The sequence below is a fragment of the Lactobacillus leichmannii genome (assembly GCF_024701915.1).
In the GTDB taxonomy this organism is placed as follows: domain Bacteria; phylum Bacillota; class Bacilli; order Lactobacillales; family Lactobacillaceae; genus Lactobacillus; species Lactobacillus delbrueckii.
Map to the genome: position 1 here is coordinate 57646 of NZ_QOCY01000054.1, position 26685 is coordinate 84330.

The 26685-nt window shown below is 50.1% G+C and carries 21 protein-coding genes and 2 pseudogenes; 15 read left to right on the forward strand and 8 right to left on the reverse strand.

Going from position 1 to position 26685, the window contains the following annotated elements:
• Positions 1-136: 136 nt before the first annotated feature.
• Entirely contained in the window at positions 137-1057 is a 921-nt protein-coding gene (locus tag DS743_RS08535; protein WP_035184092.1) for a LysR family transcriptional regulator, read from the forward strand.
• A 33-nt stretch (positions 1058-1090) separates the two neighbouring features.
• On the opposite strand, the pseudogene DS743_RS08540 reads toward DS743_RS08535, so the two are convergent.
• A pseudogene (locus tag DS743_RS08540) lies at positions 1091-1387 on the reverse strand (hypothetical protein); the annotation flags it as partial.
• Between DS743_RS08540 and DS743_RS08545 the strand changes: the two are divergent.
• From DS743_RS08545 to DS743_RS08555, 3 genes are all read left to right on the forward strand, one after another.
• Positions 1377-1529, forward strand: a complete 153-nt coding sequence (locus DS743_RS08545) for a hypothetical protein (protein WP_231128248.1) — start codon at positions 1377-1379, stop codon at positions 1527-1529. The pseudogene DS743_RS08540 and the gene DS743_RS08545 sit on opposite strands and share 11 nt — an antisense overlap.
• Positions 1530-1646: 117 nt before the next feature.
• Positions 1647-2873, forward strand: coding sequence for an MFS transporter (locus DS743_RS08550; protein ID WP_035184096.1), 1227 nt, complete (start codon positions 1647-1649; stop codon positions 2871-2873).
• 726 nt (positions 2874-3599) lie between these two features.
• Positions 3600-4523: an L-lactate dehydrogenase gene (locus DS743_RS08555; RefSeq protein ID WP_035184097.1), complete on the forward strand. Its 924-nt coding sequence runs from the start codon at positions 3600-3602 to the stop codon at positions 4521-4523.
• Between the two features lie 51 nt (positions 4524-4574).
• Here the strand turns inward: DS743_RS08555 and DS743_RS08560 are convergent, their stop codons facing one another.
• Both DS743_RS08560 and DS743_RS08565 read right to left on the reverse strand, forming a co-directional pair.
• A complete protein-coding gene (locus tag DS743_RS08560) occupies positions 4575-5513 on the reverse strand; it encodes an ROK family glucokinase (RefSeq protein WP_002877686.1) in 939 nt (312 codons plus the stop codon).
• Positions 5514-5679: 166 nt separating this feature from the next.
• Positions 5680-6804 (reverse strand): 5-methyltetrahydropteroyltriglutamate--homocysteine S-methyltransferase, encoded by a 1125-nt coding sequence (locus DS743_RS08565; RefSeq protein WP_035184098.1) that lies wholly within the window; start codon positions 6802-6804, stop codon positions 5680-5682.
• A 135-nt stretch (positions 6805-6939) separates the two neighbouring features.
• On the opposite strand from DS743_RS08565, the gene DS743_RS08570 reads away from it, so the two are divergent.
• The 9 genes from DS743_RS08570 (at position 6940) to DS743_RS08610 (ending at position 19067) form a co-directional block, all read left to right on the forward strand.
• Positions 6940-7848 carry a LysR family transcriptional regulator gene (locus DS743_RS08570; RefSeq protein ID WP_003612481.1) on the forward strand — a complete coding sequence of 303 codons (909 nt, stop codon included), beginning with the start codon at positions 6940-6942 and terminating at the stop codon, positions 7846-7848.
• A 238-nt stretch (positions 7849-8086) separates the two neighbouring features.
• Positions 8087-8788, forward strand: a complete 702-nt coding sequence (locus DS743_RS08575; protein WP_025895635.1) for a hypothetical protein — start codon at positions 8087-8089, stop codon at positions 8786-8788.
• 80 nt (positions 8789-8868) lie between these two features.
• The gene (locus DS743_RS08580) at positions 8869-10776 is read left to right on the forward strand and encodes an endonuclease MutS2 (protein WP_035184101.1); all 1908 of its coding nucleotides are present in this window, start codon (positions 8869-8871) and stop codon (positions 10774-10776) included.
• A gap of 267 nt (positions 10777-11043) precedes the next feature.
• Positions 11044-12213: a hypothetical protein gene (locus DS743_RS08585; RefSeq protein ID WP_014564481.1), complete on the forward strand. Its 1170-nt coding sequence runs from the start codon at positions 11044-11046 to the stop codon at positions 12211-12213.
• The gene (locus tag DS743_RS08590) at positions 12200-13762 is read left to right on the forward strand and encodes an ATP-binding cassette domain-containing protein (protein WP_035184105.1); all 1563 of its coding nucleotides are present in this window, start codon (positions 12200-12202) and stop codon (positions 13760-13762) included. Before DS743_RS08585 ends, DS743_RS08590 begins: the two co-directional genes overlap by 14 nt.
• Positions 13759-15336, forward strand: coding sequence for an ATP-binding cassette domain-containing protein (locus DS743_RS08595; protein WP_025895631.1), 1578 nt, complete (start codon positions 13759-13761; stop codon positions 15334-15336). Before DS743_RS08590 ends, DS743_RS08595 begins: the two co-directional genes overlap by 4 nt.
• Positions 15337-15498: 162 nt before the next feature.
• The gene (locus DS743_RS08600; RefSeq protein WP_035184107.1) at positions 15499-17094 is read left to right on the forward strand and encodes an acyl-CoA dehydrogenase family protein; all 1596 of its coding nucleotides are present in this window, start codon (positions 15499-15501) and stop codon (positions 17092-17094) included.
• Between the two features lie 586 nt (positions 17095-17680).
• Positions 17681-18160, forward strand: coding sequence for an S-ribosylhomocysteine lyase (locus DS743_RS08605; RefSeq protein WP_002879583.1), 480 nt, complete (start codon positions 17681-17683; stop codon positions 18158-18160).
• 25 nt (positions 18161-18185) lie between these two features.
• Entirely contained in the window at positions 18186-19067 is an 882-nt protein-coding gene (locus tag DS743_RS08610; protein ID WP_035184109.1) for a MetQ/NlpA family ABC transporter substrate-binding protein, read from the forward strand.
• A gap of 44 nt (positions 19068-19111) precedes the next feature.
• On the opposite strand, the gene DS743_RS08615 is transcribed toward DS743_RS08610, so the two are convergent.
• Positions 19112-19543 carry a peptide deformylase gene (locus tag DS743_RS08615; RefSeq protein ID WP_003612488.1) on the reverse strand — a complete coding sequence of 144 codons (432 nt, stop codon included), beginning with the start codon at positions 19541-19543 and terminating at the stop codon, positions 19112-19114.
• A gap of 188 nt (positions 19544-19731) precedes the next feature.
• Between DS743_RS08615 and DS743_RS08620 the strand changes: the two are divergent.
• A pseudogene (locus tag DS743_RS08620) lies at positions 19732-21129 on the forward strand (FAD-binding oxidoreductase).
• A 289-nt stretch (positions 21130-21418) separates the two neighbouring features.
• Positions 21419-22420 (forward strand): D-2-hydroxyacid dehydrogenase, encoded by a 1002-nt coding sequence (locus tag DS743_RS08625; protein WP_035184111.1) that lies wholly within the window; start codon positions 21419-21421, stop codon positions 22418-22420.
• Positions 22421-22677: 257 nt separating this feature from the next.
• On the opposite strand, the gene DS743_RS08630 is transcribed toward DS743_RS08625, so the two are convergent.
• The 4 genes from DS743_RS08630 to nrdJ all read right to left on the reverse strand — a co-directional run bounded on the left by DS743_RS08630 (position 22678) and on the right by nrdJ (position 26505).
• Positions 22678-23241: a cob(I)yrinic acid a,c-diamide adenosyltransferase gene (locus tag DS743_RS08630; RefSeq protein WP_002879589.1), complete on the reverse strand. Its 564-nt coding sequence runs from the start codon at positions 23239-23241 to the stop codon at positions 22678-22680.
• Positions 23234-23782, reverse strand: coding sequence for an ECF transporter S component (locus DS743_RS08635; protein WP_003616303.1), 549 nt, complete (start codon positions 23780-23782; stop codon positions 23234-23236). Before DS743_RS08635 ends, DS743_RS08630 begins: the two co-directional genes overlap by 8 nt.
• A gap of 1 nt (position 23783) precedes the next feature.
• The gene (locus tag DS743_RS08640; protein ID WP_013438904.1) at positions 23784-24221 is read right to left on the reverse strand and encodes a DUF4430 domain-containing protein; all 438 of its coding nucleotides are present in this window, start codon (positions 24219-24221) and stop codon (positions 23784-23786) included.
• 64 nt (positions 24222-24285) lie between these two features.
• Positions 24286-26505, reverse strand: a complete 2220-nt coding sequence (nrdJ, locus tag DS743_RS08645; RefSeq protein WP_035184117.1) for a ribonucleoside-triphosphate reductase, adenosylcobalamin-dependent — start codon at positions 26503-26505, stop codon at positions 24286-24288.
• Positions 26506-26685: the final 180 nt, after the last annotated feature.

Here is a 26685-nt window from a genome sequence, read left to right on the forward strand (position 1 = left end):
TCACTGTTATGTTATCGTTTTCACTCTTCGTGATAAATAAGGCAAAGCGAAATTATTGATAAAAGCATTTTATTAATTTTAGATTAACGGTACACTGTAGGTATGGAAACCTGTTGTGCATTATTTGGAGGCAAATATGAACATTCGACATTTACGTTTCTTCGTCGAACTGGCGAAAACGGAACACATGGCCAAGACGGCCGAAAAGCTGGGCATCTCCCAGCCTTCCCTCTCCTACGCCATCAGCAGCATTGAGGATGAGCTCGGCGTACCCCTGTTTGAAAAAAAGGGCCGGAACATCCGCTTGACCAACTATGGCAAGATCTACCTGGAATACGCCAAGAGCGGCTTGAGCAACCTGGACCGGGGCGGCGAGTACATTGCTGAATTGCTGGACGTCAACCGGGGTCATATCAGGGTTGGCTTCACCTTTACCATGGGCCAGGACCTGATTCCCCAGCTGATCTGCAAGTTCAAGCAGGAAAAAGACACCAAAGACATCACTTTCTCCTTCGTACAGGGAACCACTGACGATTTGGTGAACCAGCTGGTCAATGACGAACTGGATTTGGTCATCTCCTCAGCTCCTGACCTGCCTGGCCTGGAAGACAAGGTCGACATCTCCCATCTGGTTGACCAGGAAATGCTGGCTGTCGTTCCCTTTTCCAATCCTTTAGCCAAAAAGGACTCTGTCTCCCTGGCTGATTTGGCCAAGTACCCGATGATCTACTATAGCAAAAGCAGCGGCCTGCGCCCCCGTCTGGACAAGATGTTCGCTGAAGCCGGCGTCAAGCCGAAAATCATCATGGAGTCCATGGAAGACCATACCATCATCGGCTTCGTTCACTGGGGCTACGGGGTAGCCATCGTGCCCCACCTGCCCCAGCTGGACCCGCGGACGGTCAAGCTCTTGCACATTGATGAAAATGTCGGCGTTCACCCGATTTTTGTCGTGAAAAAGTCCGACCACTTCCTGACCCCGGCCGTAACCAGATTCGAACAATTTATCAAATCCTACTGCCGGAAGCATTACAATAACGAATATAAGTTCGCTTAAGAAGAAAAAGCCCAAGCATCAGCTTGGGCTTTTTTAGCAAGTTTTTGTAAGGAAGAAGGTTCCCGCGGCCAAAAAGGGCAAAGTGTATATTTTCATATAGCTTATTTTGTGCCCGGGAGAAAATTTGTGAAAAGTTGCTTCTAGCTTAGGAGCCGGAGCATGACTGGCGCTGGTAACAACGTCAACGGCGTAGTTGTTGGCATTGTCAGCAGCTGCCGTACCAGCCACGAAACCGGAAGCGTAGGACCAGGAGTTCATCATTGACGGCATTGAGTCCTTGCCGTTGGCCCCGCCAACCAGTTCGCCGACAGCGTAGAAGTTGGCAACGGGCAAAGTCTATGCCGTTAATATCGGCACCCTCCTTTTCCTCCTGATCAACGGGCCGATGATTGCCCTGGCTGGCCAGCATCTTTGGCATAATCTCCACCACAATATTACCCTGCCGAAGGCCATCAGCGACCGGGCTGAGTAATTAAATAACGATTGTTTTGCAAGAGCCCTTGACAATCTTAAGAAAAACGCAAACAATTGTTACCGATACAAAATAAGTAATGTCCGTGAGCATTAATTTTGGAGGTACAAGTTAATAATGGATAATACCAGCTCAATGTCCACTAACCAAAAGTGGGTTTTGGCCTCCATGTCTTCCGGCTTCCTGCTGGAAAACATGGACGTCATGTTCCTGTCTTTCTCCCTGTCGGAAATCATCGCGCAGATGCACATCAGCTCCGCGGCCGGCGGCTGGATCGGAACCTTTACCAACCTCGGAATGTTCTTCGGTGGCGCGCTCTTTGGGCTGCTAGGAGATCGTATCGGCCGGGTCAAGACTTTCAGCTATACGATCTTTCTTTTTGCCATCGCGACTGGCTTAACCTACTTTGCCCACAACATCACCGCCCTTTACGCTCTCCGCTTCTTAGCCGGGATCGGGGCCGGCGGTGAATACGGGGTCGGAATTGCCTTGATCGCGGAAAACTTCCAGACTAATCAAATCGGCCGGGCCAGCTCGGTGGCGGCCGTGGGTGGCCAAATCGGCTCTATCGTGGCCGCTCTTCTGGCCGCCTGGATCATTCCGGCTTACGGCTGGAACACCCTCTTCCTCTTTGGGGTAGTGCCGGTTGTCTTGACCTACTTTGTCCGCCGCAACGTCAAGGAAAGCGACGAATTTTTGGCCGCTCACAAGAAGGCGGAAGAAACGAGTGAAAAGATCTCCTTCGGCCGCTTGTTTGAGACGCCCCGCCTGGCTTTGCAGACCCTGGGCTTGATGCTGATGACGATCGTGCAGATTGCCGGCTACTTTGGCTTGATGAACTGGCTGCCGTCAATCGTGCAGAAGAAGCAGGGCCTGTCAGTTTCCGGCTCTTCTTACTGGATGATCGCTACTATCATCGGGATGAGCCTTGGGATGATGGTCTTCGGGACGATCATGGACAAGATCGGTCCCCGCTGGGCCTTCGGCATCTTCCTTTTGGGCAGTGCGGTCGTGGTCTTTGCCATCGTCAACGTGACCAGCTACTGGGCCATGCTTTTGGCCGGAGCCTTGACCGGCTTCTTCTCCAACGGGATGTTTGGCGGCTACGGGGCGGTAATCAGCCAGCTCTACCCGACTGAAATCCGGTCCACGGCTAACAACTTGATCATGAACACCGGCCGGGCCATCGGGGGCTTCTCTTCCGTCATCATCGGCGCCTTGATGGACCACTACAACCTGTACGTGGTTATGGGCTTCTTGTCCGCCCTCTACATCATCAGCTTCCTGGTCATGATCAGCCTGCCAGGCCTTAGGGAAATCCAGGCCAAGAAGCGGGCAGCTTAAGGCTGGAAAGACAAAAGCAAAAAAACCAGCAAACTAAAAAACAAGATTTAAATATTTACCATGTCACGGCTTCAGCTCTGCTGGAGTCGTTTTTCTTTAGCTAGCTATTTTTTCTGAAAGTTAACCAAGTCACAAGCTTAATTTTTTGCAGTTCTCATTTTTCTCCAACCGCTTACAAATAGCTCACTTTTTTAATAATCAAAAAAGTGAGCTATTTTTTTGATTATTAGCATAAACCGTAGTACTATATTTTTCGAAAGTTATGCGGCTAGTTATTTTTCTCATTTTTTCTCCTTCAGTCGTTATAATTTTCGGTACTACTGACAGGTGGCGATCCGAGCATGCCACCGGTTGGTGTAGCTCTTAACAGGTTCATGAGCAGCCCAGTTGCCATGCTTTTGCTTTTCTATTATGTTACTTGTTTTTTATAGGCAAGGGCCGGCTCTGAACTCAGATATGTATTTCAACATTTTTCGGTTCCTGTCTCTTACAGACAGACAAACTTATTTTTCCTTACTCATCACATGCGGCGCCTCTACGCCTATCACTAACAGGCGTCGCCAAGCAAACTACTTTGTCGTAGCAAGCTTAAGTTTCATCACATCACATCACATCACATTTCTAAGAAACGCAGTCCTCTGGGCCGCGTTTTTTATTTTCCGGGAAATTTTCCAGCTAATTCAGTTATAATATGGTTAGCTAATTTCCTTGAAGGAGGATTAAATAATGAGCGGAAAAGTCCTGCTGGTTGGCGACGGTGCTGTCGGTTCCAACTTTGCCAACGATTTATTGCAAACAACGCGGGTGGATGAACTGGTCATCTGCGACTTGAATAAAGACCGGGCTGCGGGCGACTGCCTGGACCTGGAAGACCTGACCTACTTTACGGGCCAGACCAAGCTGAGAGCTGGTGACTACAGCGACGCGGCTGACGCCGACGTGGTAGTTATCACGGCCGGCGTGCCCCGCAAGCCTGGTGAAAGCCGGCTTGACTTGATCAAGAAGAATGAAGCCATCTTGCGGAGCATCGTTGATCCAATCGTAGCTTCCGGCTTCAGCGGCATCTTCGTCGTTTCCGCCAACCCGGTTGACATCTTGACCACTTTGACCCAGAAGCTGTCCGGCTTCCCAAAGAAGCGGGTCATCGGGACCGGGACTTCCCTGGACTCAGCTCGTTTGCGGGTAGAACTGGCCAAGCGGTTGCAAGTGCCAATTGAATCAGTCAACGCCTGGGTTCTGGGTGAACATGGCGACAGCAGCTTTGAGAACTTCTCAAGTGCCGTGGTCAACGGCAAGCCCTTGCTTGACTATCCGGGCATGACTAAAGAAGCCTTGGATGAGATTGAAGCCCACGTCCGGGAAAAGGGCGGCGAGATCATCGGCAAAAAGGGCGCGACCTACTATGGCGTGGCCATGATGCTGGCCAAGATCGTGGCGGCCATTTTGGAAAACAACGACTTGGCCCTGCCTCTTTCCGCGCCATTGCACGGCGAATACGGGATCAAGGATGAGATCTATCTGGGCACCCTGGCCATCATCAACGGGCAAGGAATCAGCCACGTGCTGGAATTGCCGTTAAATGACAGCGAATTGGCCAAGATGCAGGCCTCAGCCGCGACGATGAAGGCAACCCTGGACTCTTTAGAATAAACAAAATAAGCACCAGACTTTAAAAGTCTGGTGCTTTTTCTATATTCAAAATTACAGAACCATCTTAACGGCGCCGTACATACCGGCATCGTTGCCCAGTTGGGCCAGGGCGAATTCAGTACCTTCAGAAGCGTGGAAGGCCGCGTCAACGAAGTGCTTTTGCACAGTGTCAAGCAAGATTTGACCAGCCTTGGAGACCCCGCCGCCGATAACGTAGACTTCTGGGTCAAAGACGCAGGAGATGGAAGCCAGGGCAGTGCCCAAAGTTTCGCCGACAAAGTCGACGATTTCCAAAGCCAGCTTGTCGCCTTCCTTAGCCGCGTCAAAGACTGCCTTGGCGTCAAGCTGGCCTACCCCGCGCAGGCTTGATTCTTCGCTGCTTTCAGCCAGAAGTTCCTCGGCCTTGCGGGCAATGCCAGTAGCGGAAGCGTATTGTTCCAGGTGGCCCTTCTTGCCGCAGCCGCAGAGCTGGGTTTCATCCTTGTTGACCAGCATGTGGCCGATTTCCCCGGCAGCCCCAAAGGCACCAGCGACGATCTTGCCTTCAGAGATGATCCCGCCGCCGACACCGGTACCCAGGGTAACCATGACAACATTTTGGTGGCTTTCACCACCACCTTGCCACATTTCACCCAAAGCAGCAGCGTTGGCGTCATTGGCTACCTTGACTTCGTCCAGGCCAGTCAGCTTGCGGACCTTTTCAGCCACGTTGAAGACGCCCCAGCCCAGGTTGACGCAGCGGTTAACGATTTCGTCGTCCAGGATTGGACCTGGCACGTCGATGCCGATCCCGGCTACTTCTTCCTTAGGAATGTCCAGTTCCTTCAGCTTGTCGTTCAGAGAAGCTGCGATGTCAGGCAGGATCTTAGCCCCGTTGCCTTCTTTTCTGGTTGGGATTTCCCACTTTTGGGACAATTCACCGTTGGTTTCAAACAAACCAATCTTTACAGTGGTACCACCGATGTCAACACCAAATGCATATTTCTTCAAAGTAGTTGCCTCATTTCTTCAATGTTCTCTTTTTGCTAGTCCTATTATAAAGAAGAATTTGGCTTTTCGAAAGCGCTTCGGCTGACTTTTTGAAAAAATTATCAGACTTGTGACATTTTTTCCAAATATCAAAAAGATGCCCCGCGCAAGGAGGCATCCCTATTGATTATTCAGCGTCTGGCCAAACTTCCTTAGCCGTGTCGATGACCAGCTTGATCTTGGCCCATTGTTCTTCATCAGTCAAGTGGTTGCCTTCTTCAGTTGAGGCAAAGCCGCACTGGGTGCTGAGAGCGGTAGTAGCCAATGGGTGGTACTGGCCAGCTTCCTTGATCCGGGCCTTCAAAGCTTCCGGGTCTTCCAATTCCGGCTTCTTGCTGGTTACCAGGCCCAAAACAACTACCTTGTCGGCTGGCACTTCAGCTAAAGGAGCGAAGTCGCCTGACCGGTCATCGTCAAATTCCAGGTAGAAGGCCTCCACCCCTTTTTCCTTGAAGACATAAGGAGCAGCTGGGCCGTAGCCGCCTTCTGAAGCCCAAGTTGAGTCGTAGTTGCCCCGGCAGATGTGGGTCGTGATCCGCAAGTCTTCTGGCAGGTCAACCAAGGCATTTTCATTGATTTCCTTGTAAAGCTGCAGGATTTCTTCACGCTTAAGGTGTCCTTCGTCAAAAGCATGCCAGAAGCTGTCGTTGACCAAAACGCCCCAAGTACAGTCGTCCAGCTTGATGTCGCGGGCACCGTGCTTGTACAAGTCCAAAATCAACTCCCGGTAGACCTTGGAAACGTCCTTAGCCAGTTCTGCCCGGTCTGGGTAAACGGCATCAGTAGCCGCGATCAATTCATCGTTGCGGCAGATCAGTTCACAGTAGAGCTGAGCCGGGGCTGGGATACTCTGCCGGGCTTCAACGCCAGCTGCATCCGCCAAAGGCTTGAGGAAGTCGAAAGCTGCCACGTCCGGGTGGCCGGCTTCATAAGTCAATTTGCCAACCAACTTGGCCGCGTCTGGCCGGGTTTCTTCATCACGGAAGAAGTAGCCATGCTCAGCCCGTACATGTTCTACCCCGCCAAAGCCCCAAAAAGTGTCCAAGTGCCAATAGCTGCGGCGGAATTCCCCATCAGAAACTACCTTTAAGCCGGCAGCGACTTCTTTTTGCACCAGGTCCTTGATTTCCTGATCTTCTACGGCCGTAAGCTCAGCCTGGCTGATTTCGCCGCGGTCAAATTTTTCCCGGGCTTCCTTTAATGCTGCTGGACGCAAGAAACTGCCGACAATATCGTAACGTGGAAATGACATCTGAATTACCTCCGAAGTTTTTAAATCGTATTTTTAATTTGCTCTTAATGCTTGTTATTATAGCCAGATCTCGTTATGATTGAAAATAGCTATTTTTATCGTGTATCGATAGATTTAAACTATGGAGGTTCAAGCATGCGCATCCAGCAACTGCTCTATCTGCAAAAAGTCGTCGCCCTCGGCAACATGACCGAGGCAGCCAAAGAACTTTTCATCGCCCAGCCCACCCTGTCCAGCGCCATCAAGCAGCTGGAAAAAGAAATGGGGATCACCATCCTGATCCGGGGCAAAAAAGGGGTTAGCTTAACCGAAGATGGCCGGGAGTTCATGCAATACGCCCAGCAGATCCTGGACCAGGTCCAGCTCTTGGAGCGCCGCTATGGCGACCAGTCCAGCGCGCCGAAGATTTTTTCCGTGGCGGCCCAGCACTATGCTTTCGCCGTTGACGCCTTCGTCCAGCTGTTAAAAGAAATCGGCCAGAGCGACTACCAAGCCAGCCTCAAAGAGATGCGGACCTATGAAGTCATCGAAGACGTGGCCAACCTCCACAGCGAGATCGGCATTGTCTACCTCAGCCGCTACAACCGCCAGGTCATGGAAAACAGCTTCCAGGAAAAGGAACTCAGCTTTATGCCCCTCTTTAAGGCCCACCCCCACGTCTTTTTATACAGAAACCATCCCCTAGCCGGCAAAAAATCTATCTCCTTAGCAGACCTCTTGCCCTACCCCAAGCTCAGCTACGACCAGGGCCAGCACAATTCCTTCTATTACTGGGAAGAAACCCTGGCTGACCAGCATTCCCCAAAATCCATTATTGTCAGTGACCGGGCTACCCTGTTTAACCTGGCAATCGGCTTAAACGGCTATACCATCTCTTCAGGGATCATCAACGCTGACTTAAACGGGGACGACATCATCGCCCGGCCTTTGATCAGCGACGAATACATTGAAATCGGCTACCTGACCAACCGTCTGCACCAGCTTTCTTCCATTGGGCAAAAGTACCTGGGCTACTTAAGGGAAAGCATTGAAAAGAATGCCTAGCGCTAACTTAATTTATTTCTAATAAGGATCAGCTGCTTTTTTCTTAAAAACCCCGTCTCCGCTTAATTTTAATAACTTTGCGGCCTATACAAGGTTTGCCAAACGGCTATTTTGTAGTAAAATTAAAAGATATAAACGGGCTTAGCGCTTAGCTTTGAACCAGATAAATTTTAACTTAGCATTAATCAAGCATTTTTTCAGCTCGGAAGAAATGCCTATACTGGAGGTTTAGACAACTATGGGTTGGATACTTTTATTATTGGTCATCATCATCGGCGTTGGTACTTACATCAACTCCCGCAATGAAAAGAAGAAGCAATCCCAGCTGTGGGCACAGCGTCAAAAGGACAGCAATGTTCCGCCAATGCCGATCACCATTCTGGAGACCGTTGATGGCGCAAGCAAGCTGGTTGTCAAGAACGACTCAAGCGTCTACTTTACCCAATATGAAAAGGGCAAGGCTCCTTGGCCAGGTGGCGTTGAAAACTTCAGCGTATACTACGACAAGGATACTAAGCACTTGTTGATCTTGTCATTGGTACAAGAAAACGACAACATCGACTTTGGTGAAGTTGACCCTGAAGCAACCGAAAAGTTCCTGGCTGTCTTCCAAAGCGTTGGCGGTCACCTGGCTCAGCACTACGAATTGCTGACCTTGAACAAGGTTGACTCCAGCGACCTCAACCTGGCAGTCAAGTCCTTCCCGGCCAAGGTTTACTTCTACACTGAAAAGTCAGTAATTGACGGCAAGAAGCGCCTGTACTTCTCACCAGACCCGACTTCAACTGCCTACAAGCTTTTGGGCGTGGCAGTCAGCGATGGCAGCAATGGTGAAAAGAGCGTCGAACTTAGCCTGGAAACCTTCAAGGGCGTTAAGTATTCAATCTACACCACCCTGTCAGAAGCCGGCGTGAAGGACCTGCAGGAAAACTTCGCTTAATTAAAGCAGAATATTATCAACCGGTCTCCAACTTATTTGGAGACCGCTTTTTTACACATATCAGATTAAAGGAAAATTAGATGACTGAAATTTTTGAAAACAGCCAATTGCAATTTGCACAAGTCCTTACCCAAGTAGCGTCTTACGCCAAGTCCCCCGAAGCCAGAAACTTGCTTCTGCAGGCCCAGCCATTGACCAAACCGGCAGCTGTTACCCACTTGCTCGATGAAACAGAAGAAGGTACGCGGCTCTTAGAGCGGAGCTTGCAGCTGCCGTTTGTTTCTTCAGATTCCCTTTTGCCATTGATCAATCGCGCTCAGAAGGGGCTCCTTCTATCAGCAGATGATTTGGAAAAAGTTGCTGATTATCTCCGGGTCTGTGAATTGCTGCAACGCTTTTTGTACAGAGAAAAAGATCTGGTTCCAATCCTTAATTCCTATGGTGAAGAACTCCAGCTTTTTCCAAAACTAGTTGAACAGATCTATCAGTCAATAGAACATGGTCAAGTTGCCGACAGCGCTGACCGCGACTTACGGCGGCTGCGGCGGCAAGAACAGGAACTAAGCCAGGAAATAAAAGATACGGCTGGTAAGCTGCTGCAAAGCAAGAAAGTCAGCCAAAGTTTGCAAGAACAGCGGCTAGTAGAAAAAGATGGTCACTTGACTCTGCCCGTCAAAAGCAGCTTTAAAAAGACAATCGCTGGACGAATCATCGCTTATTCAGCCAATGGACAGACGGCCTTCATTCTTCCACGCAAACTGGACCAGCTGAGCAGCGAAAAGATTGCTGTCAAGGGACAAATTGAAGCTATTGAAGCGATGATCCTCGGACAGCTGACCGCTGCCGTCTATGAAGAAAGCCCCGGCCTATTACGTAACATTGATGTCGTCGCGGCAATTGATCAAATTATGGCCCGGGCGCAATATAGCCGGGAGCTGAATGGCAAGCGGGCCAGATTAAATCAGACAAATCAGCTGCTTTTACGGGGGATGCGGCATCCCCTGCTTAGAAATCCCGTTCCACTTGACCTGGAAATCAAGCCACCAGTTCGTGGCTTGATCATTACTGGACCAAATGCCGGTGGCAAAACAGCCACTTTAAAAAACTGCGGCCTGGCTATCATGATGACAGAGATTGGGCTTTTTCTGCCCAGCCGGGAAATCTGTGATATCCCTGTCAGCCAGCAGATTTTCAGCCAAATTGGTGACCAACAGGACCTAGATAACTCCCTGTCGACCTTCTCAGCAGAAATGACCAATATTGCCAAAATTGTCACTCACGCTCAAAGCCGCAGTCTAGTTTTGCTCGATGAACTGGGTAGTGGCACTGACCCCGATGAAGGAGCTGCTATTGCTATTTCCGTCTTGCAAGCCCTGCAACTTAAGGGCTGCTTGGTTTTAGCCACGACCCACTACAGCAGAATTAAAGATTATGCTGTTAAGCATCCTAATTACCGGACCGCGTCAATGGACTTCAATGCCGACACCCTCACCCCAACCTACCGTCTGCTCTTAGACCAAGTCGGTCAGAGCCGGGCTTTTTGGATTGCTCAAAAAGTAGGGATGCCAAAAGAAATTATCGACCAGGCGCAAAAAGTTTTAGCCGGTCAATTGCCACTCAGCAGCAGTACAGTCGTTTTGAAAGAAAAAGCTACTAGCAAAATAGTCAAAACACATTTTTGCAAAGGAGACGTGGTCTACGCGGGCAATCTGGAAAGAGAGGGTATTTTCTACGCCTTAGAAGCAAACCAAACCTTGGCAAAAATTTTCGTCAACAAACAATTTTCTGTCGTTCCCGTTAAACGGTTAAAATTACGGCGAAAAGCTGCCGACCTTTATCCAGAGGGCTATAACCTGGACCTGCTCTTTATAAGCGACTGGCAAGAATATAAATTTAACAAGGACTTGAACCGCGGGAGCAAAAAAGCTTATAAGAAATTAGTAAAGTATGAGCAAGAAGTGAAAAGTAATAGCAGTAAAAATAGTTAATGTTTTCAAAAAAAAAAAAAAAAGCTTATAAGAAATTAGTAAAGTATGAGCAAGAAGTGAAAAGTAATAGCAGTAAAAATAGTTAATGTTTTCTGCTTATACCAGTTGACTAAGTAATAGAATTAGACTAAAATTACTAATAAATGATAAGAAAGTGATAACAATGGATTTGGAGAAAATGATTGAAGATTTAGACAACAACACGATTTCTTATTTTTCAGATATCGTGCTTTCATGGAATCACAATGTAATTACTAAGGGAAGAGCATGAAATTTGAATCATTTTTAAGTTCTTTCAAGTCAGGAGATTCTTCATGGCAAGAATCTCCTGTTTTGTTTGAAAGAATACAATACGCAAAAGAAACAGTTTTACAAAACAAACCCGCTCACAGCAGAAGTCTAAAAGCACCTGAGTTCTTAACAGACTTCGGACTGCGCAAATCGACATCACAATTCTACTTTATTGAACAAGTCAGTAAAAAGCTTGGGATAACTTTACCAACCGAAGAAGAGATCGTAGCCCAGCTCATGACAATTGACATCTCCGACCTGGCAACTTGGATTGACTCTATCGTAATGATCCTCGGCTACTATTCGTCTTGTCACTCCGTGGTCACAATCCGGCAAGATGAATTATGTCAGATAGATTCCCCAGCCGATTTGGTAAAACTCGCTACGCTTTGCGGTATTGAGAGAGATGCAAGCTTAGCAGAAATAATTTTTAACTTAGCTTTAGATAAAGCAGAGGACCCTGAAATTCAAAGACTGATACTTCATCGCTTGTGCGTCTTAAAACTAAAACGTACTAATAATACTGAGGATTTTTATAAGACGATGTCAGTCTTGACCTCTAAAATGATTCTTCAAGATCAAACCGAGGAATCTTTAGTTCTTATTGACAACTTACTTGCGCTAGCTCTAATTTCTACCACCGATAATCACTATCAGCATCTGCAAGACGCCCGTCTCCTGCTGCTTAGTGCCAGTACAATTCTAAACAGCTGTATTACAACAAGCGATGCTGCCAACACTACATTGATTTCTGAGCTTGTTCGTTACTATAGTCAAATTTCAATTAATCAAGTTCAATTGGAACTGGAGTTGCAAAACTATGATCTTGCCAAAAAACTCATAAAAAACAGCATCAAACTGACTTCCGCGTATAACAGTGAGTATTTAGCTGAAGAACTTGCTACAGCTGCTTATATCGACTACAAGATCGAAGATTTCTCACTTGCCATATCTGGAAGCATTGATGCTCTATCAGAATACCGCCAGTTGGGCGATGTTCTAGGTATAAAAAGAATGAAACAAATCTTAGCAGCCTCTCTAGCAAAACTAGGTCTAAAAAAAGAGGCCGAAACCGTTATGCAACTCATATCGCAAGATCCTTTAGGAGAAAAAGACTACACGATTTTTGCCCATGACTTTACGTAAACTAATCAACAGCAACCGGGGCCGCTTCGCCATTATCTTTGCCCTGCTGGTCATGACCCAGGTCATCGACGTTGCTTCAACTTACCTGTTCTCGCCAATGGTCAACCAAGTTTCCGCCGGCCGTTTTAACATTTTTTGCAGCCTGCTTCTGATTCAGTTTGCCCTGGCCTTAGTCCTAAACTTTGCTTTCAACGGGGCCAACTACCTCTTCAGCAAGCAGACCCAGCAGTATCTGCACGGCGTCAGAGACAGACTGGCTGACCACTATTACCAACAGCCTGCCGGCCTCTCCGAGATGACCAACCATTTTAGCCAAGACCTTGACACTTTGACTTACGATTACGCTACTGTTCTCTTTTACTTGATCTGTGACGTTATCAACGCGCTTATGGTTGCCGCCAGCCTCTTGTCTTTTCACTGGCTCCTGCTCCTGGCCAGCCTCTTAACTACCGTGACTTCCTTCGCGATTGCCCGCTTACTGGAAAAATACAGCAACCAGGCCACCGATCAATTGTCTGCCGCTAGTCAGCACTTTTTAGCGACTATCGCCCAATGGACTGCCGGCCTGGCAGAACTTCGCCGTTACTTTGCCAAAGGCCCTTATCAAAAAGCCCTGCTTAAGTCCGGCCAAGAGCTGGCCGACCGGCAAGTCAGCCGCCGCAAGATCAACAGCCAGATCCAGTGCCTGCAAAGCCTTAGCAACGCCTTAGGCACAGTCAGCATCCCCCTCATCGCCGGCTTCCTCTTCTTTAAAGGACAAATGTCCTTAGGTGGCGTTATCACGTCTGGTTATTTCGCCAGCAGTATTTTTTCCGTCCTGGAAAACATCGCCGGCAGCTATTCTTATCTAAATTCGACCAAAAGCCTGCGCCAGCAGCTTAGCCGCCTGCAGGAAAGCAAGAAAAATGACAATCTGCAGCCGGTCAACCGGATGGCCCAAATCGAGATCAAACAAGTCTCCCTGACCCACGGCAAGCAGCTTTTGTCCTACCCCGATTTGACCATCCATGCTGGTGAAAAAATCCTTATCACTGGCGACAGCGGCAGCGGTAAAAGCACCCTTTTAAAACTGCTTTTAGGCAATTTACAATCTGAAAAAGGCCAGATCATCTTTAAAGACGCTGCTGGCCAGGCTTTCCAGCCGGACCCTTACTCAATCGGCTACCAGGCCCAGGACCTGGTCCTGTTCCCCGCGACTTTGGCGGAAAACGTGACCATGCATACCCCTGGCCTAAGTGCTGATCCAAAAGATTACCTGAAAACAGTCGGCCTCCAGCTTGATCTCCAGCGCCAGATTACCCCAGACGATTTGACTCTGTCCGGCGGTCAAAAGCAAAAACTGGCTCTTGCCCGGACTTTAAGCCATGGCTTTCCCCTGCTTTTGCTGGATGAGTCACTGAGCGCGGTTGACCGGGCCGGCCAGGATCAGATCTTGCGGACCCTTTGTCAATTGCCAGCAACCGTCATTTTCGTTGCCCACAATTTAAGCCCTGAACAAAAAGCCCGCTTTGACCGGGAAATCAGCTTAGCTAAGAGGGAGCATGTATGACTTTTAAAGAATTTTACCTCCGCAAGCCAGTCAAAAGCAGCCTGCTCTTCTTGGCCTCGGCTTTAAGTTCCTTGCTGCTGGTCGGGTCTTCTTACGCCTTAACTTTGGAATTCAATGCTTTAAGAAACCGGCAGCCCGTGCTTTTTGCCCAAATGCTGGCCTTGCAGCTGGCCTGCCTGGTCTTCAGTGCCCTGCTCACCTACTATGGCAACCTGTCCCTGGAACAGCTGATCCAAAGCTACCTGCAGCAGATCCGGCAAGAGCTTGCCCTGCATATATTCAATGATGGCCAAGCACACGATCCAGCCCAGGCGCAAAACCAGCTGCTTAAGGAAGGGGACTTGCTGACTGTCAGCTACCTGCGCAATATTTACAGCAGCTTTAAGGCCGGCATGACTGTCCTGGCTTCTGGCGGTGCCCTGCTCAGTTTTCACTGGAGCCTCTTCATCGCCTGCCTCATCTTTGCCTTGGTGCAGATCTCCCTTCCCCGCCTGCTGGACCGCCAGCTCAACCACGCCAATCAAAGACTGGCCACGCAGAACCAGGCCTATCTCAAGGTTCTTGGCGACTGGCTGCTCGGCCTTGGCGACTTGCACCGCTGCCTGTCCTTGGCCTGGTTTAAGGAAAAAGCCGGCCTGGCCGCCAAAGAACTGGAAGATGCCCATGTGCACAAAAGCGCCGTCTCTGCTCGCTTGGATTACCTCAATCAGCTGGCATATTCTCTTGGCAGCAGCCTGATCCTGCTCTTGACTGCCTTTCTGGTCATCCGACACTGGACGGCTTTTGGCCTGCTCAGCAGCATCGCTTCTTTTAACAGTGACTTTTTTGGCAATCTGCAAAACGCGGCTGACTACTTAGGCGAAATTTCCGGCAGCCGCCAGCTGCGGCAAGACCTGCTTAAGCAAAGAGAAGCCGTCCCGGAGCAAAAAGAGGCTGGCCAAGCGCCAGCGGCTTTTGCCAGCAGTCCTTTAACCGTTGAATTTAACGGCCTCAGCCTGGCTTACCCGGCCATCAAGCTGCAGCCCGGAGAAAAAGTTCTGCTGACCGGCGCCAGCGGCCGGGGGAAAAGTACTTTTTTCAAGCTGCTCTTGGGTGAAGTCAAGGCAGCCAGTGGAGAAATTCACTATCTGGACCAGAAGGGACAGGTCATTCAGCCCAACTTGAGTCAAATCGGCTATCTCCCCCAAGATCCCCAGCTTTTCCCCGGCAGCGTTGCTGAAAACATGACCATGTTCAATCCGGCTTTAAACGATCAAGACTTGCTCCGCCAAACAGCAGACCAGGTGAACTTAAGTGAGGACCTGCGCCTGTGGCCGGCTGGGCTTGATACAAGGGTTGCCGTAGAAGACAGCAATATCTCTGGCGGTCAGCGGCAAAAAATCGTTCTGGCCCGCAGCTATCTTTACCACAGCCAGCTGCTTTTGATCGATGAAGGAACCAGTGCCATTGACCAGGCCGCCACGCGGGAGATTATTGCCCGCTTGCTCAAGACGGATAAAACGATCATGTTTGTCGCCCATAATCTGACCGCGGATAGCCGCCAGCTTTTTGACCGCGAAATTCAACTTGATTAAACTATAAAGGTTCACGCAAGTGAGCCTTTTTTATTCCCCCTATTGCACATTACTACTAGTTCGTGATAGTATATTAACTATAAAAGCGTTTTCTTTATTTCGGCTGTACGAAATAAAAATCGTTGCTTCTCTATATGATAAAAGAATGATAAGGATACTAGCATGACTAATGAAACCAAACTTTTGCAAGCCGTTCAGCAATTGGCAGACAAGGACGTAGCGCCTTTTGACCTGCAGATCGACCGCCAGGCCAAGCTGCCAAACGGCCTTTTCCAGAAGATCGTTGACCTGGGCCTTTTGCGGGCAAAAATCCCTAAGGAATATGGCGGACTGGACGTTTCCGCTCAAACCGCCGGCAAGATCATCAACATCCTGGCCAAGGCCAACGCCAGTGTCGGCGTAATGCTGGAAGGCCACTACAAGAGCTGTGACCAGCTGGCTAAGTACGGCACTGACGCCGCTAAGAAGCGCTACTTTGCCTGGGGTGCCCAAGCCATCCTCGGCTTCTCCAACACTGAACCGGAAGGCGGCTCAGACCCAAGCAAGCACCAGTCCTACGCTGTTGAAAAGGACGGCCGCTGGATCATCAACGGCGACAAGGTCATGATTACCAACGGGACCCTGGCTCAAGTTTACTCAGTCAACGTGAAGACTGGTCCTGACGAATACTCTGTCTTTATCGTGGACAAGGGGATGCCAGGCTTCTCCTTCGGCTATGTTGAAAAGTTCATCGGCCTGCGGGGGATTCCTTGCGGTGAAGTTGTCATGAACCAGATCGAAGTTGGTCCGGAAAACATGCTGGGCAAGCGGGGGCAAGGTTTGGAAATTGCCAACAACGCCCACGATGATGCCCGCTACTTGATGGGGGCCGTTTTGACCGGGATCCAGGAACACGCCCTTGATATTGCCAAAAACTACGCGGCTAAGCGCAAGTCAGGCAATACCCTGCTCAAGGACATGCAAGTTACCCAATACAAGATCAGCAAGATTGCGACCAACAAGGAACTGACCCGTTTGGTTTACGAGGAAGCTGCCCGCCGCAAGGATGCCGGCCTGCCATACATGGAACAATCAGCTATGGCTAAGTGCTTCGGCAGCAAGGCAGCGGTTGAATCCTGTGACTTGACCCTGCAGATCATGGGCGGCTACGGCTACAGCGCTGAATTTTCTCCAGAACACCTGGTAAGAGACGCCAGAGCTATGGAAATCGCTGAAGGCACGATCGAAAAGATGTACACGGAAATCAGCAACGCTGAAATGGCTAATGTACCAAGCCAGGAAGTGGCAAGAAAGCAGGCTGACTTGACTGACCTTGACCAAATCCTGCCGCTTTTGGAAGCAGCCAAGACTCCAGCCGGCGCGGTTGACGCGGTAAGCAGCCCATCACAAGCAGCCGGCCTGCCAAAGGCCAAGATCGTTCTGGCTCTGGGCCGCGGTGCCAACCAGCCGGAAACTATCGCTCTGGCCAAGCAAGTAGCTGAAAAGCTGGGTGCTGAAATCGGGGTTACCAGACCAATGGTCGGCTCAGACTTCAACCGTGGCCAGCAGCTCGGCGTCAACGGCCATAAGATCAAGCCGCAAGTTTTGATCAACCTGGGGATTGCCGGCGCGCCGCAATACACCTTTACTGTTGACCATGCTGAAAACATCATCTCCGTCAACACCAACCCTAACGCTATCGTCTTCGAAAGCTCAGACTACCGCTACGTCGGCAGCACTTACGACTTCTTGAAGGAACTGCTCAACCGTTTGGGCTAAAAATTAATAACCGCCAGCCGCTGGTATTTAACCGCGGCTGGCGGTTTTTTCTTTACTTCATCTTCTTCGTGATTGCCTACTACTTTGCCAAGTTCCTAGTAATCAAACTGACCCCCTTAATCCTCAAGATCAAGCGCGAGGAAGAAACCAAGCAGGACCACGGCCAGGACAATTAGCCGGTTTGGATAATTTTTTCCGCGAAAGGTTGACAAGTGGCTGTCGTTATTATATTATGATTAAAAAATGAAAACACGTTGACAAGGAAAAGATAAGTAGCTGGTCAAATCTTCTTTCAGAGAGGCGCGGTGGCTGAAAAGCGCTGAAGAGGCCCCGGCGAACATGGTCTTTGAGTCATACGGGAGGCGAGCTCCGGCAAGCTTCCCGCGGGAGGCGCCCGATACCGCGCCCGAGTATAACTCCGCCCAGGCGGAGCGTACTTAAAGGCGGCCTCTTTTGGCCGTGAAGATGGGTGGTAACACGCTAATACGTCCCTGAGCGAAAGCATTTCGTTCAGGGACTTTTTTTGTCACGTTTTTTCAAGTAATTTAGTTAAGCAGTATTTTTAGAAATAAGGAGAATTATCATCATGGCTAAAGTAGAAAGTTTTGAATTGGACCACACTAAAGTTAAGGCACCTTACGTCCGCCTGATCACCGTTGAAGAAGGCCCTAAGGGCGACAAGATCTCCAACTTCGACCTCCGCCTGGTGCAGCCTAACGAAAACGCCATCCCAACTGGCGGCCTGCACACCATTGAACACCTCCTGGCCAGCCTCCTGCGCGACCGCTTAGACGGCGTCATCGACTGCTCCCCATTCGGCTGCCGGACCGGTTTCCACTTGATTACCTGGGGTGAACACAGCACCACTGAAGTAGCCAAGGCCCTGCGCGACTCCCTCAAGGCCATCAGAGACGACATCACTTGGGAAGACGTGCCTGGTACCACCATCGAAAGCTGCGGCAACTACCGCGACCACTCCCTCTTCAGCGCCCAGGAATGGTGCAACGACATCTTGAAGAAGGGCATCAGCGACGACCCATTTGACCGCCACGTGGTTGAAGACTAGTTTTTAACTTTTAGGAGCAAAAATCATGAGAAGAAAGAAAAAGCAGCAACGGCTCATCGCCGCCGCCATCGCCCTCGTCGTCATCATTGCCGCCTTCTTCGCCCTGCGCCTGACTTCTTCCCGGCAAACGGCCAAGAGCCAGACGACTACCGTCACTGTCGGCTCTATCGGCCCCGACGTCCAAGTCTGGCAGCACATCGCCAAGAGCAGCCAGGCCAAAAAGCTGGGCCTTAAGATCAAGGTGAAGGCTTTTACCGACGGGCCAAGCCTCCTGCGGGCAACCTCTGACGGCAGCATCAGCGTCAGTGCCTTCGCTTCCTGGGCCTACCTGGAAGCCTACAACAAGTCCAAGAGCAACACCGGCCAGCAAGTAGCCCTGGCCACGACCTACCTGGAACCAATGGGGATCTACTCATCCAAGTACAAGAAGCTCTCCGACCTGCTTAAAGGCGCCACCATCGCCCTGGCCAACAATGCCGCCAACGAAGCCAGAGGGCTCCTGCTTTTGCAAAGCGCCGGCCTGATCAAGCTGAAGAAGAACTTTGACTCAGCCAGCGGCAACACCAACGACATTGTTTCCAACCCCAAGAAGTTCAAGTTCAAGCTGATCGATGACACCACAGGCCCGCGGATCATCAAGTCCGTCGACGCCGTCCTCATCGGCAACACCATCGCCCTGGCCGGCAACTTGAACGTGCTGAAGGACTCTCTTTACCACGAAAAGATCGACCAGAGCACCAAGAACAACATCAACGTCCTGGCCACTGCCAAGAAGAACAAGAACAATGCCGCTTACAAGAAGCTGGGCAAGCTCTACCATAACAAGCAGATCCAGAAGTGGATCGCCAAGAAATACTCCGGCACCAAGGTCGAAGTCAACAAGCCGGTCTCCTACCTGACCGATTAAAAAAAGCTGAGCCGTTTGGCCCAGCTTTTTGCTTTCCTACCTTATTAAATTAATTTACCCTTGCAGTGATCGACCTCATGCTGGATAGTTTCCGCCACAAAGCCCGTAAAGGCCTGCTCATGCTCTTTTAAGTCCATATCCTGGTACTTGACCGTAATCTCTTCATAGCGGTCAGCCGGCCGCTCTCCAGGCAAAGACAGGCAGCCTTCTTCTGCCAGGTAGTGACCGGATCTTTTAACGATCTTGGGGTTGAGCATAACTATAGGTAAAAAGCCGGCGTTGACCGCGATAATCGCCTTGTTTACCCCAATCATGTTGGCGGCCAGGCCAGCGGCGGGCGGCAGGCCGTCAATGCTTTCCCGGTGGGCCAGCAGCGTGTCCAGCAGGTCCTGGGCCGCTTGCCGGTCATTGGCCGCCGCTTTAGCTGCCGGCTGGCTTAAATTGAGGGGATCGTGGATGATTTTTTGCACTGTCATTATCGTTTCCTCGATTTTGATTTTTACCTAAAGTTTACCAGGTTAAAGGTATTTTTGAACAAAAAACTATTTATTTACAATTGCTGAGCATTGGTGTATACTAAGCTTACTTACTAATTGTTAGTAAAAATAACAAGACACTCATTCGTGCCCGTGAAAATCACTATTGCTTAAAAGGAGAATTTACCATGGGATTGAATTTTTCAGCCTACAACACAGACGAAATAATTGATTTTTTGTAGGAACAAGTAAAAGATGGGATCGTCAAAACTGATAAAGACAGCTTACAAACCGCATCCTATAGCCAAAACCTGCCTGGCCAGCACGGCCTGGCTCTAGCCCTGGTCGAAGCAGGCTCAATCGCTGACGTCCAGGGAGTCATGCGGGCTGCCCGCCGCTTCCACCTGCCAGTTGTTTCCCAGAACCGCTTCACCAGCACCGTTGTTGGCGCTGATGCTGTTGACCACGCCATCATTCTTTCAACCGCCAAGATGAACAAGATTCTGGAATTGAACGCTGAGGATGCCTATGCCGTCGTTCAGCCAGGCGTCATCAACAATGACCTTGACCAAGCCGCGAGAAAGCAAGGGCTCTTCTACGCTCCAGATCCAGCTTCAAAGAAAATGTCAGGCATCGGCGGCAACGTCGCGACTAACGCCGGCGGCTTGAGTGGCGTTCGCTACGGATCAACCCGCGACAACGTCCTGGGCTTGAAGGTCGTCCTAGCTGATGGTCGCCTCCTTGACCTGGGCGGCAAAACCAGCAAGCAAGCCTTTGGCTACAACTTAACTCAATTGTTTGTCGGCTCAGAAGGGACGCTGGGTACGATCGTGGAAATTACGGTCAAGTTGCTGCCGCTGCCTTTGGGCGAATCCTTGATGGGCTTGGCCTACTTCAAGGATATGCACACTTTGGCTGAAGCCACCAAAGATCTGCGGATGTCAGGGATCTACCCTGCCATGTTAGAAGCCATGGATTCCCACACCCTGCAGGCAGTCAGCGAATTCCGTGATAACAAGGAGATGGCCGGCCGCGGCGCAGCTTTAATTTTCCGCGTCGACTCCATTTCTGATGAAGGCAAACAGATCGTCAAGAACATTATGGACAAGTATCATGTGACCGACGTCCAGCTGGCTACTGACCCAGCTGAGCAAGACAAGATTATCAGCGTCCGCCAGGACATGTTACCAGCCATCTTCACTGGTCGCAGCGCAGTTATGGAAGACATGGCCGTGCCAACTTCACGCATGGCTGAGTTGGTTGACACGATCCAGGCTTTGAGCGACAAGTACCCGGAACTGGAAATCTTCACCGCCGGACATGCTGGCGACGGCAACCTGCACCCAACCGTTACCTGGTCCAAGGATGCCAAGGAAATGCCTGAAAGTGTCAATATCGTCTTGCACGAAATGTTTACCAAGGCCTTAGAACTGGGTGGAACTATCTCTGGCGAACATGCCGTAGGGATGTTGAAGAACCAGTGGAACAATGTTGAATTGGGTGAAGACGTTGACTGGATCCAACACCAGATCAAGAGCTTGTTTGACCCAATGAACCTGCTCAATCCAAAGCGCAAGATCGATTAAGCGGCAGCAATCAGCAAATAACATAGAAGAAAAGTGGCATAACATTCTTGTAAGAGAGGATATTATGCCGCTTTTTGCTTAAAAACTCCGTTACTATAAACTAGCTGCAGTCAAAACATTTTCGACTTTGTGAAAGATATTTTTTTCACTTCAAAAATCATCTTGTCCATATTGATGTTTAGCGCTTTCATCCAAATTATATTGTTCACGTGACTGGTTTTTAGTGTTATCTTTCACCTTTTTGTGTTACTATTATCAATGTAAGAGCAAGAATAACGGAGGGACAATTATGACTAAAATTTTTGCTTACGCAATTCGTGAAGATGAAAAGCCATTCTTGAAGGAATGGGAAGACGCTCACAAGGACGTCGAAGTTGAATACACTGACAAGCTTTTGACCCCAGAAACTGCTGCTTTGGCAAAGGGTGCTGACGGTGTTGTTGTTTACCAACAACTTGACTACACCGCTGAAACTCTGCAAGCTTTGGCAGACAACGGCATCACTAAGATGAGCCTGCGTAACGTTGGTGTTGACAACATCGACATGGCTAAGGCTAAGGAACTTGGCTTCCAAATCACCAACGTTCCAGTTTACTCACCAAACGCCATCGCAGAACATGCTGCTATCCAAGCTGCCCGCATCCTGCGTCAAGACAAGGCTATGGACGAAAAGGTTGCCCGTCACGACTTGCGTTGGGCACCAACTATCGGCCGTGAAGTTCGCGACCAAGTTGTTGGTGTTGTAGGTACTGGCCACATCGGTCAAGTCTTCATGCAAATCATGGAAGGCTTCGGCGCTAAGGTTATCGCTTACGACATCTTCCGCAACCCAGAATTGGAAAAGAAGGGCTACTACGTAGACTCACTTGACGACCTGTACAAGCAAGCTGACGTTATTTCCCTGCACGTTCCTGACGTTCCAGCTAACGTTCACATGATCAACGACAAGTCAATCGCTAAAATGAAGCAAGACGTAGTTATCGTTAACGTATCACGTGGTCCATTGGTTGACACTGACGCGGTTATCCGTGGTTTGGACTCAGGCAAGATCTTCGGTTACGCAATGGACGTTTACGAAGGTGAAGTTGGCGTCTTCAACGAAGACTGGGAAGGCAAGGAATTCCCAGACGCACGTTTAGCTGACTTGATCGCTCGTCCAAACGTTCTGGTAACTCCACACACTGCTTTCTACACTACTCACGCTGTTCGCAACATGGTAATTAAGGCCTTCGACAACAACCTTGAATTGGTTGAAGGCAAGGAAGCTGAAACTCCAGTTAAGGTTGGCTAATCTAGCCGCTTAGAAATCCCTTTTTTAAAACTTACAGATTTTCTTACAACAATCTACTTAAAAATTACTTACATTACTTTACAAACACATACTTTTAAACTTATCCATTAAAAGCTAAAACGAAAACCCGCGGGGCCTTCTCACCCGCGGGTTTTTGCTTGCTTATTTTTGGAGTAGAATATACTGAAAGTAACTGTAAAAGAAAAAGTGTTGGATGCTTGCTCTCAAAGTCATCCAACACTTTTTAATTTGCTAGCTTATTTTTTCGGACGCCGCCGCGGCCGGGCGGGCTTGCTCTTGACATCAGCCACGCCCTCCAAAAGGTTGGCGTAGCGGGCCATGACGAACAGATAGTCTGACAGGCGGTTCAGGTACTTGAGGCTGTCGCTCTTTACCTCCCCGCTTTCGTCCGCGTACAGCACGCAGACCCGCTCGCTGGTCCGGGCCAGTGCCCGGGCATACTGGAGGTTGGCGCTGGTCTTTGACCCGCCCGGCAGGATGAATTCCTTCATTTCCGGCAATTCTTCCGTCCAGGCATCGATTTGCTCTTCCATGTAAGTCACTTCAGCCAAGGTAATCGTATGGTGCCGCTTGACCACCAGGTCAGCCTGCAATTCATACATTTCCCGCTCCAGCTTGATCAGCTTTTCTTCCAGGCCCTGGCAGGCCGGAGAAAGGTTGGCCACCGTAACCCCCAGCCAGGACTGCAGCTCATCGAGAGCTCCCAGTGTCTGGATCTGCGGGTCGTATTTGGCGACCATCTTGCCGGTCACCTGCTTGGTTTTCCCCTGGTCACCGACTTTAGTGTAGACTTTAAGCATTTTGCTTCCACCCTACTTTCTTTTTAAACCGGTCCAGGCCCAAAACCAATGGCAGATAAAGGATAGGATAAAAGGCCAGGTTGCCGGCAGCATGATACAAGTCAAAGGTCAGGCCACTGACCCAGTAGGCAATGAAGGCTGCCCAGCCGCCCCAGCCGGCCATGCCCAGGCTGACGAAGAAGCCGTATTCCAGGCCCAGAAAGCCGGCCAGGAGCTCCTGCAGCCAGAAGAATTTCCGGCTTTTCAGCGGCAAAAGCCTGGCAAATAACGCCACGGTCAAAGCGCAGGCCGCGTAGGCAAAGATCTGCGGCAAGGTCCAAATGCCAAACCCCAGGAAGATATTAGAGATCACCATGACCAAAATGGCCAGGAGAATCCCCGTCCCTGCCCCCAGTTCCAGCGTCGTCAGCATGATAATGTCGGTCACCGGCTGGACATTGGGGATATCGATGATTTTAAAGATCCGCAAAACCACGCACATCGCAGTCAGCAAGGCCAGCAGGGTCAGCCTTTGCAGCTGGTAGCGTTCCTTGGTCTGCATTTTAGTATTTCTTCAAAGTGAAGACAACCTTGGACTTGTTCTTAGTCAGCTTTTGCTTGTCAGCTGCCACCTTGGCCATCTTGCCGTCAACGGTGTAAGTCCAGTAGAGCTTCTTCTTTTCATTGCCCAGGCCTTTGATCTTGGTAATGAAGACACCATATGAAGACTTAGTGTAGTTGACTTTCCAGGCCTTCTTCAAAACAGTGAAGACAGTCGTCCCCTTCTTGACCTTGAAGGTCTTCTTTGCCAGGGTTTGCTTGTTCTTGGCCTTAGTCGTGTCCTTCAAAGTGTAGGTCACGCTGATTTGCTTAGCCTTGGCCTTCTTAGCCGTTTTAGTGGTTTTGGCTGCTTGAATACTTTGCTTTTGGACTGGCTGGCTAGCAAAAAGGCCCACGAAGGCTGCCAAGGCAACTACGACTGCTAAAATCTTCTTTTTCATCTTTTGTTTCTCCCGTTTTTTATTTTAGTTTTTTCTTATGTCTTTTATCGCTATTTTGCCTGCCTTACTTAATTGGGCAGGCGCCGCCTTCACAGTCGGTCTGGTCGACCAGTTCCAGGTCCTTGACGTCGCTGTTCAGCTGGCTGAAGACTTCCTCCACGTTGCCGGTAATTTCCTGGCTGCGCTTTTCGTAAGTCTCCTTATCGATCGGTTCCTTTGGCGCTTGCTGCAGGGAACCTCCAAAGTATGGCAGAAGCGAGGTTGACTTGGTGATAAAGCGGTACTGGCGGAGCAAGGATTCAACCTGGTCACCTTCGGAATCCTGGAAAGTAATCGTGCAGGAAACCGCGTTGTCCGACCAATAAGTCTGCAAGAAGGCCTGGGTGGCAAACTGTTCCGCGATTGAAACCGTCCCAGCTGAGGCAAAGTTAGGGTTGTCCGCCCCTACTGCCTTGATCGGGAATTCCACGCAGGTCGTGTTTTCCGTGTAGATGTCGGCTTCCGTCCGGTAGCCGCAGGCCTTCAAGGCTGGCAAAAGCGGGTCAGAATCCTGGAAACGGATCCGCTGGATCAAGTAAGCCCCGTAGTGGAAGTGCATGCCTTCACTGGCACCGGCCAACTTGGCCACCGTGCCTGATGGCTTGACCGTGGTGTGCTTGATTGATTCATTGCAGCCCAAAGTCTTACTGTAGTCCTGGTCAGCCTTGACCACGGCCTTGTAAAGCTGGTCAACCATCTTAATGGCCCGCTTGTCGTAGACTGGCACCTTGATAGCTTCATGGGTTTCCGGGTCAAAGTCATCCTTGAAGCCGGTAACCACCCGGTTGCCCAGTCTGGTCAAAAGCCAGTCCTGGATCCCGGACATGGAGATCCCGATCCGGCGGTTCTTTTGAATTATTTCCCGGGAAATTTCCCAGTCATAAGGACTGAAGGTTACCCGCTTGGCGTAGCGGGCCGCTAAGGCAAAAACTTCCTGCAAATCCCAGCCCTGTTCTTCCGCGATCAGCGGGAAGACTTCAAAGAGGTTGCAAGGTTCCCCGTTGGCCAGGGAGATCTCCCCGCAAGGGTTGGTCCCTTCCACGTCCCCGTCAATTCCAGCCTGGTAGCCATCAACAATCCGGCCATAGTTCTTGGACAGGTCCAGGTTCACGATCCCTGGCTCCCCGTTTTCCCGGATCCCGGCAGCGATCGGCTGGTAGCCGCTGAAGGCTGAATCAACTGCCACGCTGTTGTTGGATGCCCAGCGGTGGTGCATCAGCTTCTCTTGGTCCTGCTTCATAGAAATGAAGTCCTGGTCATCATTTGAGCCCAGGGCCAGTTCCGCTGACCGGCGGACATTGCCGGCCACGACTGCCTTGCCGATCAAGTTGCAGATGTCGGCGGCATCAACAGCCGTAAGGCGGCCGCCAGCCTTATTATTCAAGACTTCGTTAACGTCCAGCAGCATGGAGATCAAGGGCATTGGGCCGGAAGCCGTGCCGCCGAAGCCATGGATTTCTGCCCCGTAAGGACGGATGTCGGACAAGTCCAGGATCAGCTTTTGCTTACGGTCTGGGTTGGTCTGGGCAAAGTGGAGGTCAATCAAGAGGGCATTGGCCAAAACCCAGCCCTCCCGGGTATCCGGCAGGCGGTAGTAGATGCTGTCAGCATCTTGAACTAATTCATTCTTACCGACGGCCCCGACCTTGACGGAAGCGTCGTAGGATTCACTGGTCTCATCGACCACCAGCTGCAGGTCGATGGCAAAGTCGACCCGGGGAATCTGGCTGATGTTGGATCTGGCAACTGAGAAGCCAACCCCGCCCCCCTTCATCAGTTCGTCAAAGAGGAAGGAGAAAGGCATGGAAACGGCCTTTTCCTGCTTGCCAAGGTAGCTGGGCACGATCTTGCTGTCCCCATACTTTTGCGGACGGATGGCCACAAACCAGCAGTTGTTCAAGGAATCCCCGGTCCGTCTCTGGTAGTCAGTCCCGGAAATCCACAAGTTCCGGCCAGATGGCGTCGCGCCCAGGCCGTAGATCAGCTTGTAGAGCCGCTCTGCTTCTTCAGTCAAGCTCTGCTTCAGTTCCAGACTTGGGGAGTCTTGAAGGCGGGGATCCAGGTTGATGTTGCCTTCAACCACCCGCTTGACGGTTTCATCCCAGTTTTCACTCCGTCCCTTTTCCGGCAGCCAGCGGGCGTAGGTACGCTTGTAGGTGACCCAGCCCAGCTTGCCCCAGTGAGGTTTTACACTCGCTTTCACCCGGTCGATAAATTCCGCCGAGAGAGATATTTCTTCACTCATCTTCTCAGGTCCTTTCTGCTTGTCTCATTATTTTTTAAGCACTCCATATATTAGCACTCTTCCTGTGAAACACAAGATGTAGTGTTGTGTAACTAGGCGAACACGAGAAACTGTATGTTGGCTCAATTCAAGCCCCGTAAGCCTTCACCCGCTATCAAATTTTTTTGAAAAAATTTTTAG

Bases quoted from the DNA above. Each gene is read 5' to 3' on its own strand.
- DS743_RS08580 (WP_035184101.1), top strand. From the start codon at position 8,869: ATGACTGAAATTTTTGAAAACAGCCAATTGCAATTTGCACAAGTCCTT.
- DS743_RS08600 (WP_035184107.1), top strand. From the start codon at position 15,499: ATGACTAATGAAACCAAACTTTTGCAAGCCGTTCAGCAATTGGCAGAC.
- DS743_RS08605 (WP_002879583.1), top strand. From the start codon at position 17,681: ATGGCTAAAGTAGAAAGTTTTGAATTGGACCACACTAAAGTTAAGGCA.
- DS743_RS08595 (WP_025895631.1), top strand. From the start codon at position 13,759: ATGACTTTTAAAGAATTTTACCTCCGCAAGCCAGTCAAAAGCAGCCTG.
- DS743_RS08550 (WP_035184096.1), top strand. From the start codon at position 1,647: ATGGATAATACCAGCTCAATGTCCACTAACCAAAAGTGGGTTTTGGCC.
- DS743_RS08555 (WP_035184097.1), top strand. From the start codon at position 3,600: ATGAGCGGAAAAGTCCTGCTGGTTGGCGACGGTGCTGTCGGTTCCAAC.
- DS743_RS08590 (WP_035184105.1), top strand. From the start codon at position 12,200: ATGACTTTACGTAAACTAATCAACAGCAACCGGGGCCGCTTCGCCATT.
- DS743_RS08640 (WP_013438904.1), bottom strand. From the start codon at position 24,221: ATGAAAAAGAAGATTTTAGCAGTCGTAGTTGCCTTGGCAGCCTTCGTG.
- DS743_RS08575 (WP_025895635.1), top strand. From the start codon at position 8,087: ATGGGTTGGATACTTTTATTATTGGTCATCATCATCGGCGTTGGTACT.
- DS743_RS08535 (WP_035184092.1), top strand. From the start codon at position 137: ATGAACATTCGACATTTACGTTTCTTCGTCGAACTGGCGAAAACGGAA.
- DS743_RS08615 (WP_003612488.1), bottom strand. From the start codon at position 19,543: ATGACAGTGCAAAAAATCATCCACGATCCCCTCAATTTAAGCCAGCCG.
- DS743_RS08635 (WP_003616303.1), bottom strand. From the start codon at position 23,782: ATGCAGACCAAGGAACGCTACCAGCTGCAAAGGCTGACCCTGCTGGCC.
- DS743_RS08610 (WP_035184109.1), top strand. From the start codon at position 18,186: ATGAGAAGAAAGAAAAAGCAGCAACGGCTCATCGCCGCCGCCATCGCC.
- DS743_RS08570 (WP_003612481.1), top strand. From the start codon at position 6,940: ATGCGCATCCAGCAACTGCTCTATCTGCAAAAAGTCGTCGCCCTCGGC.
- DS743_RS08625 (WP_035184111.1), top strand. From the start codon at position 21,419: ATGACTAAAATTTTTGCTTACGCAATTCGTGAAGATGAAAAGCCATTC.
- DS743_RS08630 (WP_002879589.1), bottom strand. From the start codon at position 23,241: ATGCTTAAAGTCTACACTAAAGTCGGTGACCAGGGGAAAACCAAGCAG.
- nrdJ (WP_035184117.1), bottom strand. From the start codon at position 26,505: ATGAGTGAAGAAATATCTCTCTCGGCGGAATTTATCGACCGGGTGAAA.
- DS743_RS08585 (WP_014564481.1), top strand. From the start codon at position 11,044: ATGAAATTTGAATCATTTTTAAGTTCTTTCAAGTCAGGAGATTCTTCA.
- DS743_RS08565 (WP_035184098.1), bottom strand. From the start codon at position 6,804: ATGTCATTTCCACGTTACGATATTGTCGGCAGTTTCTTGCGTCCAGCA.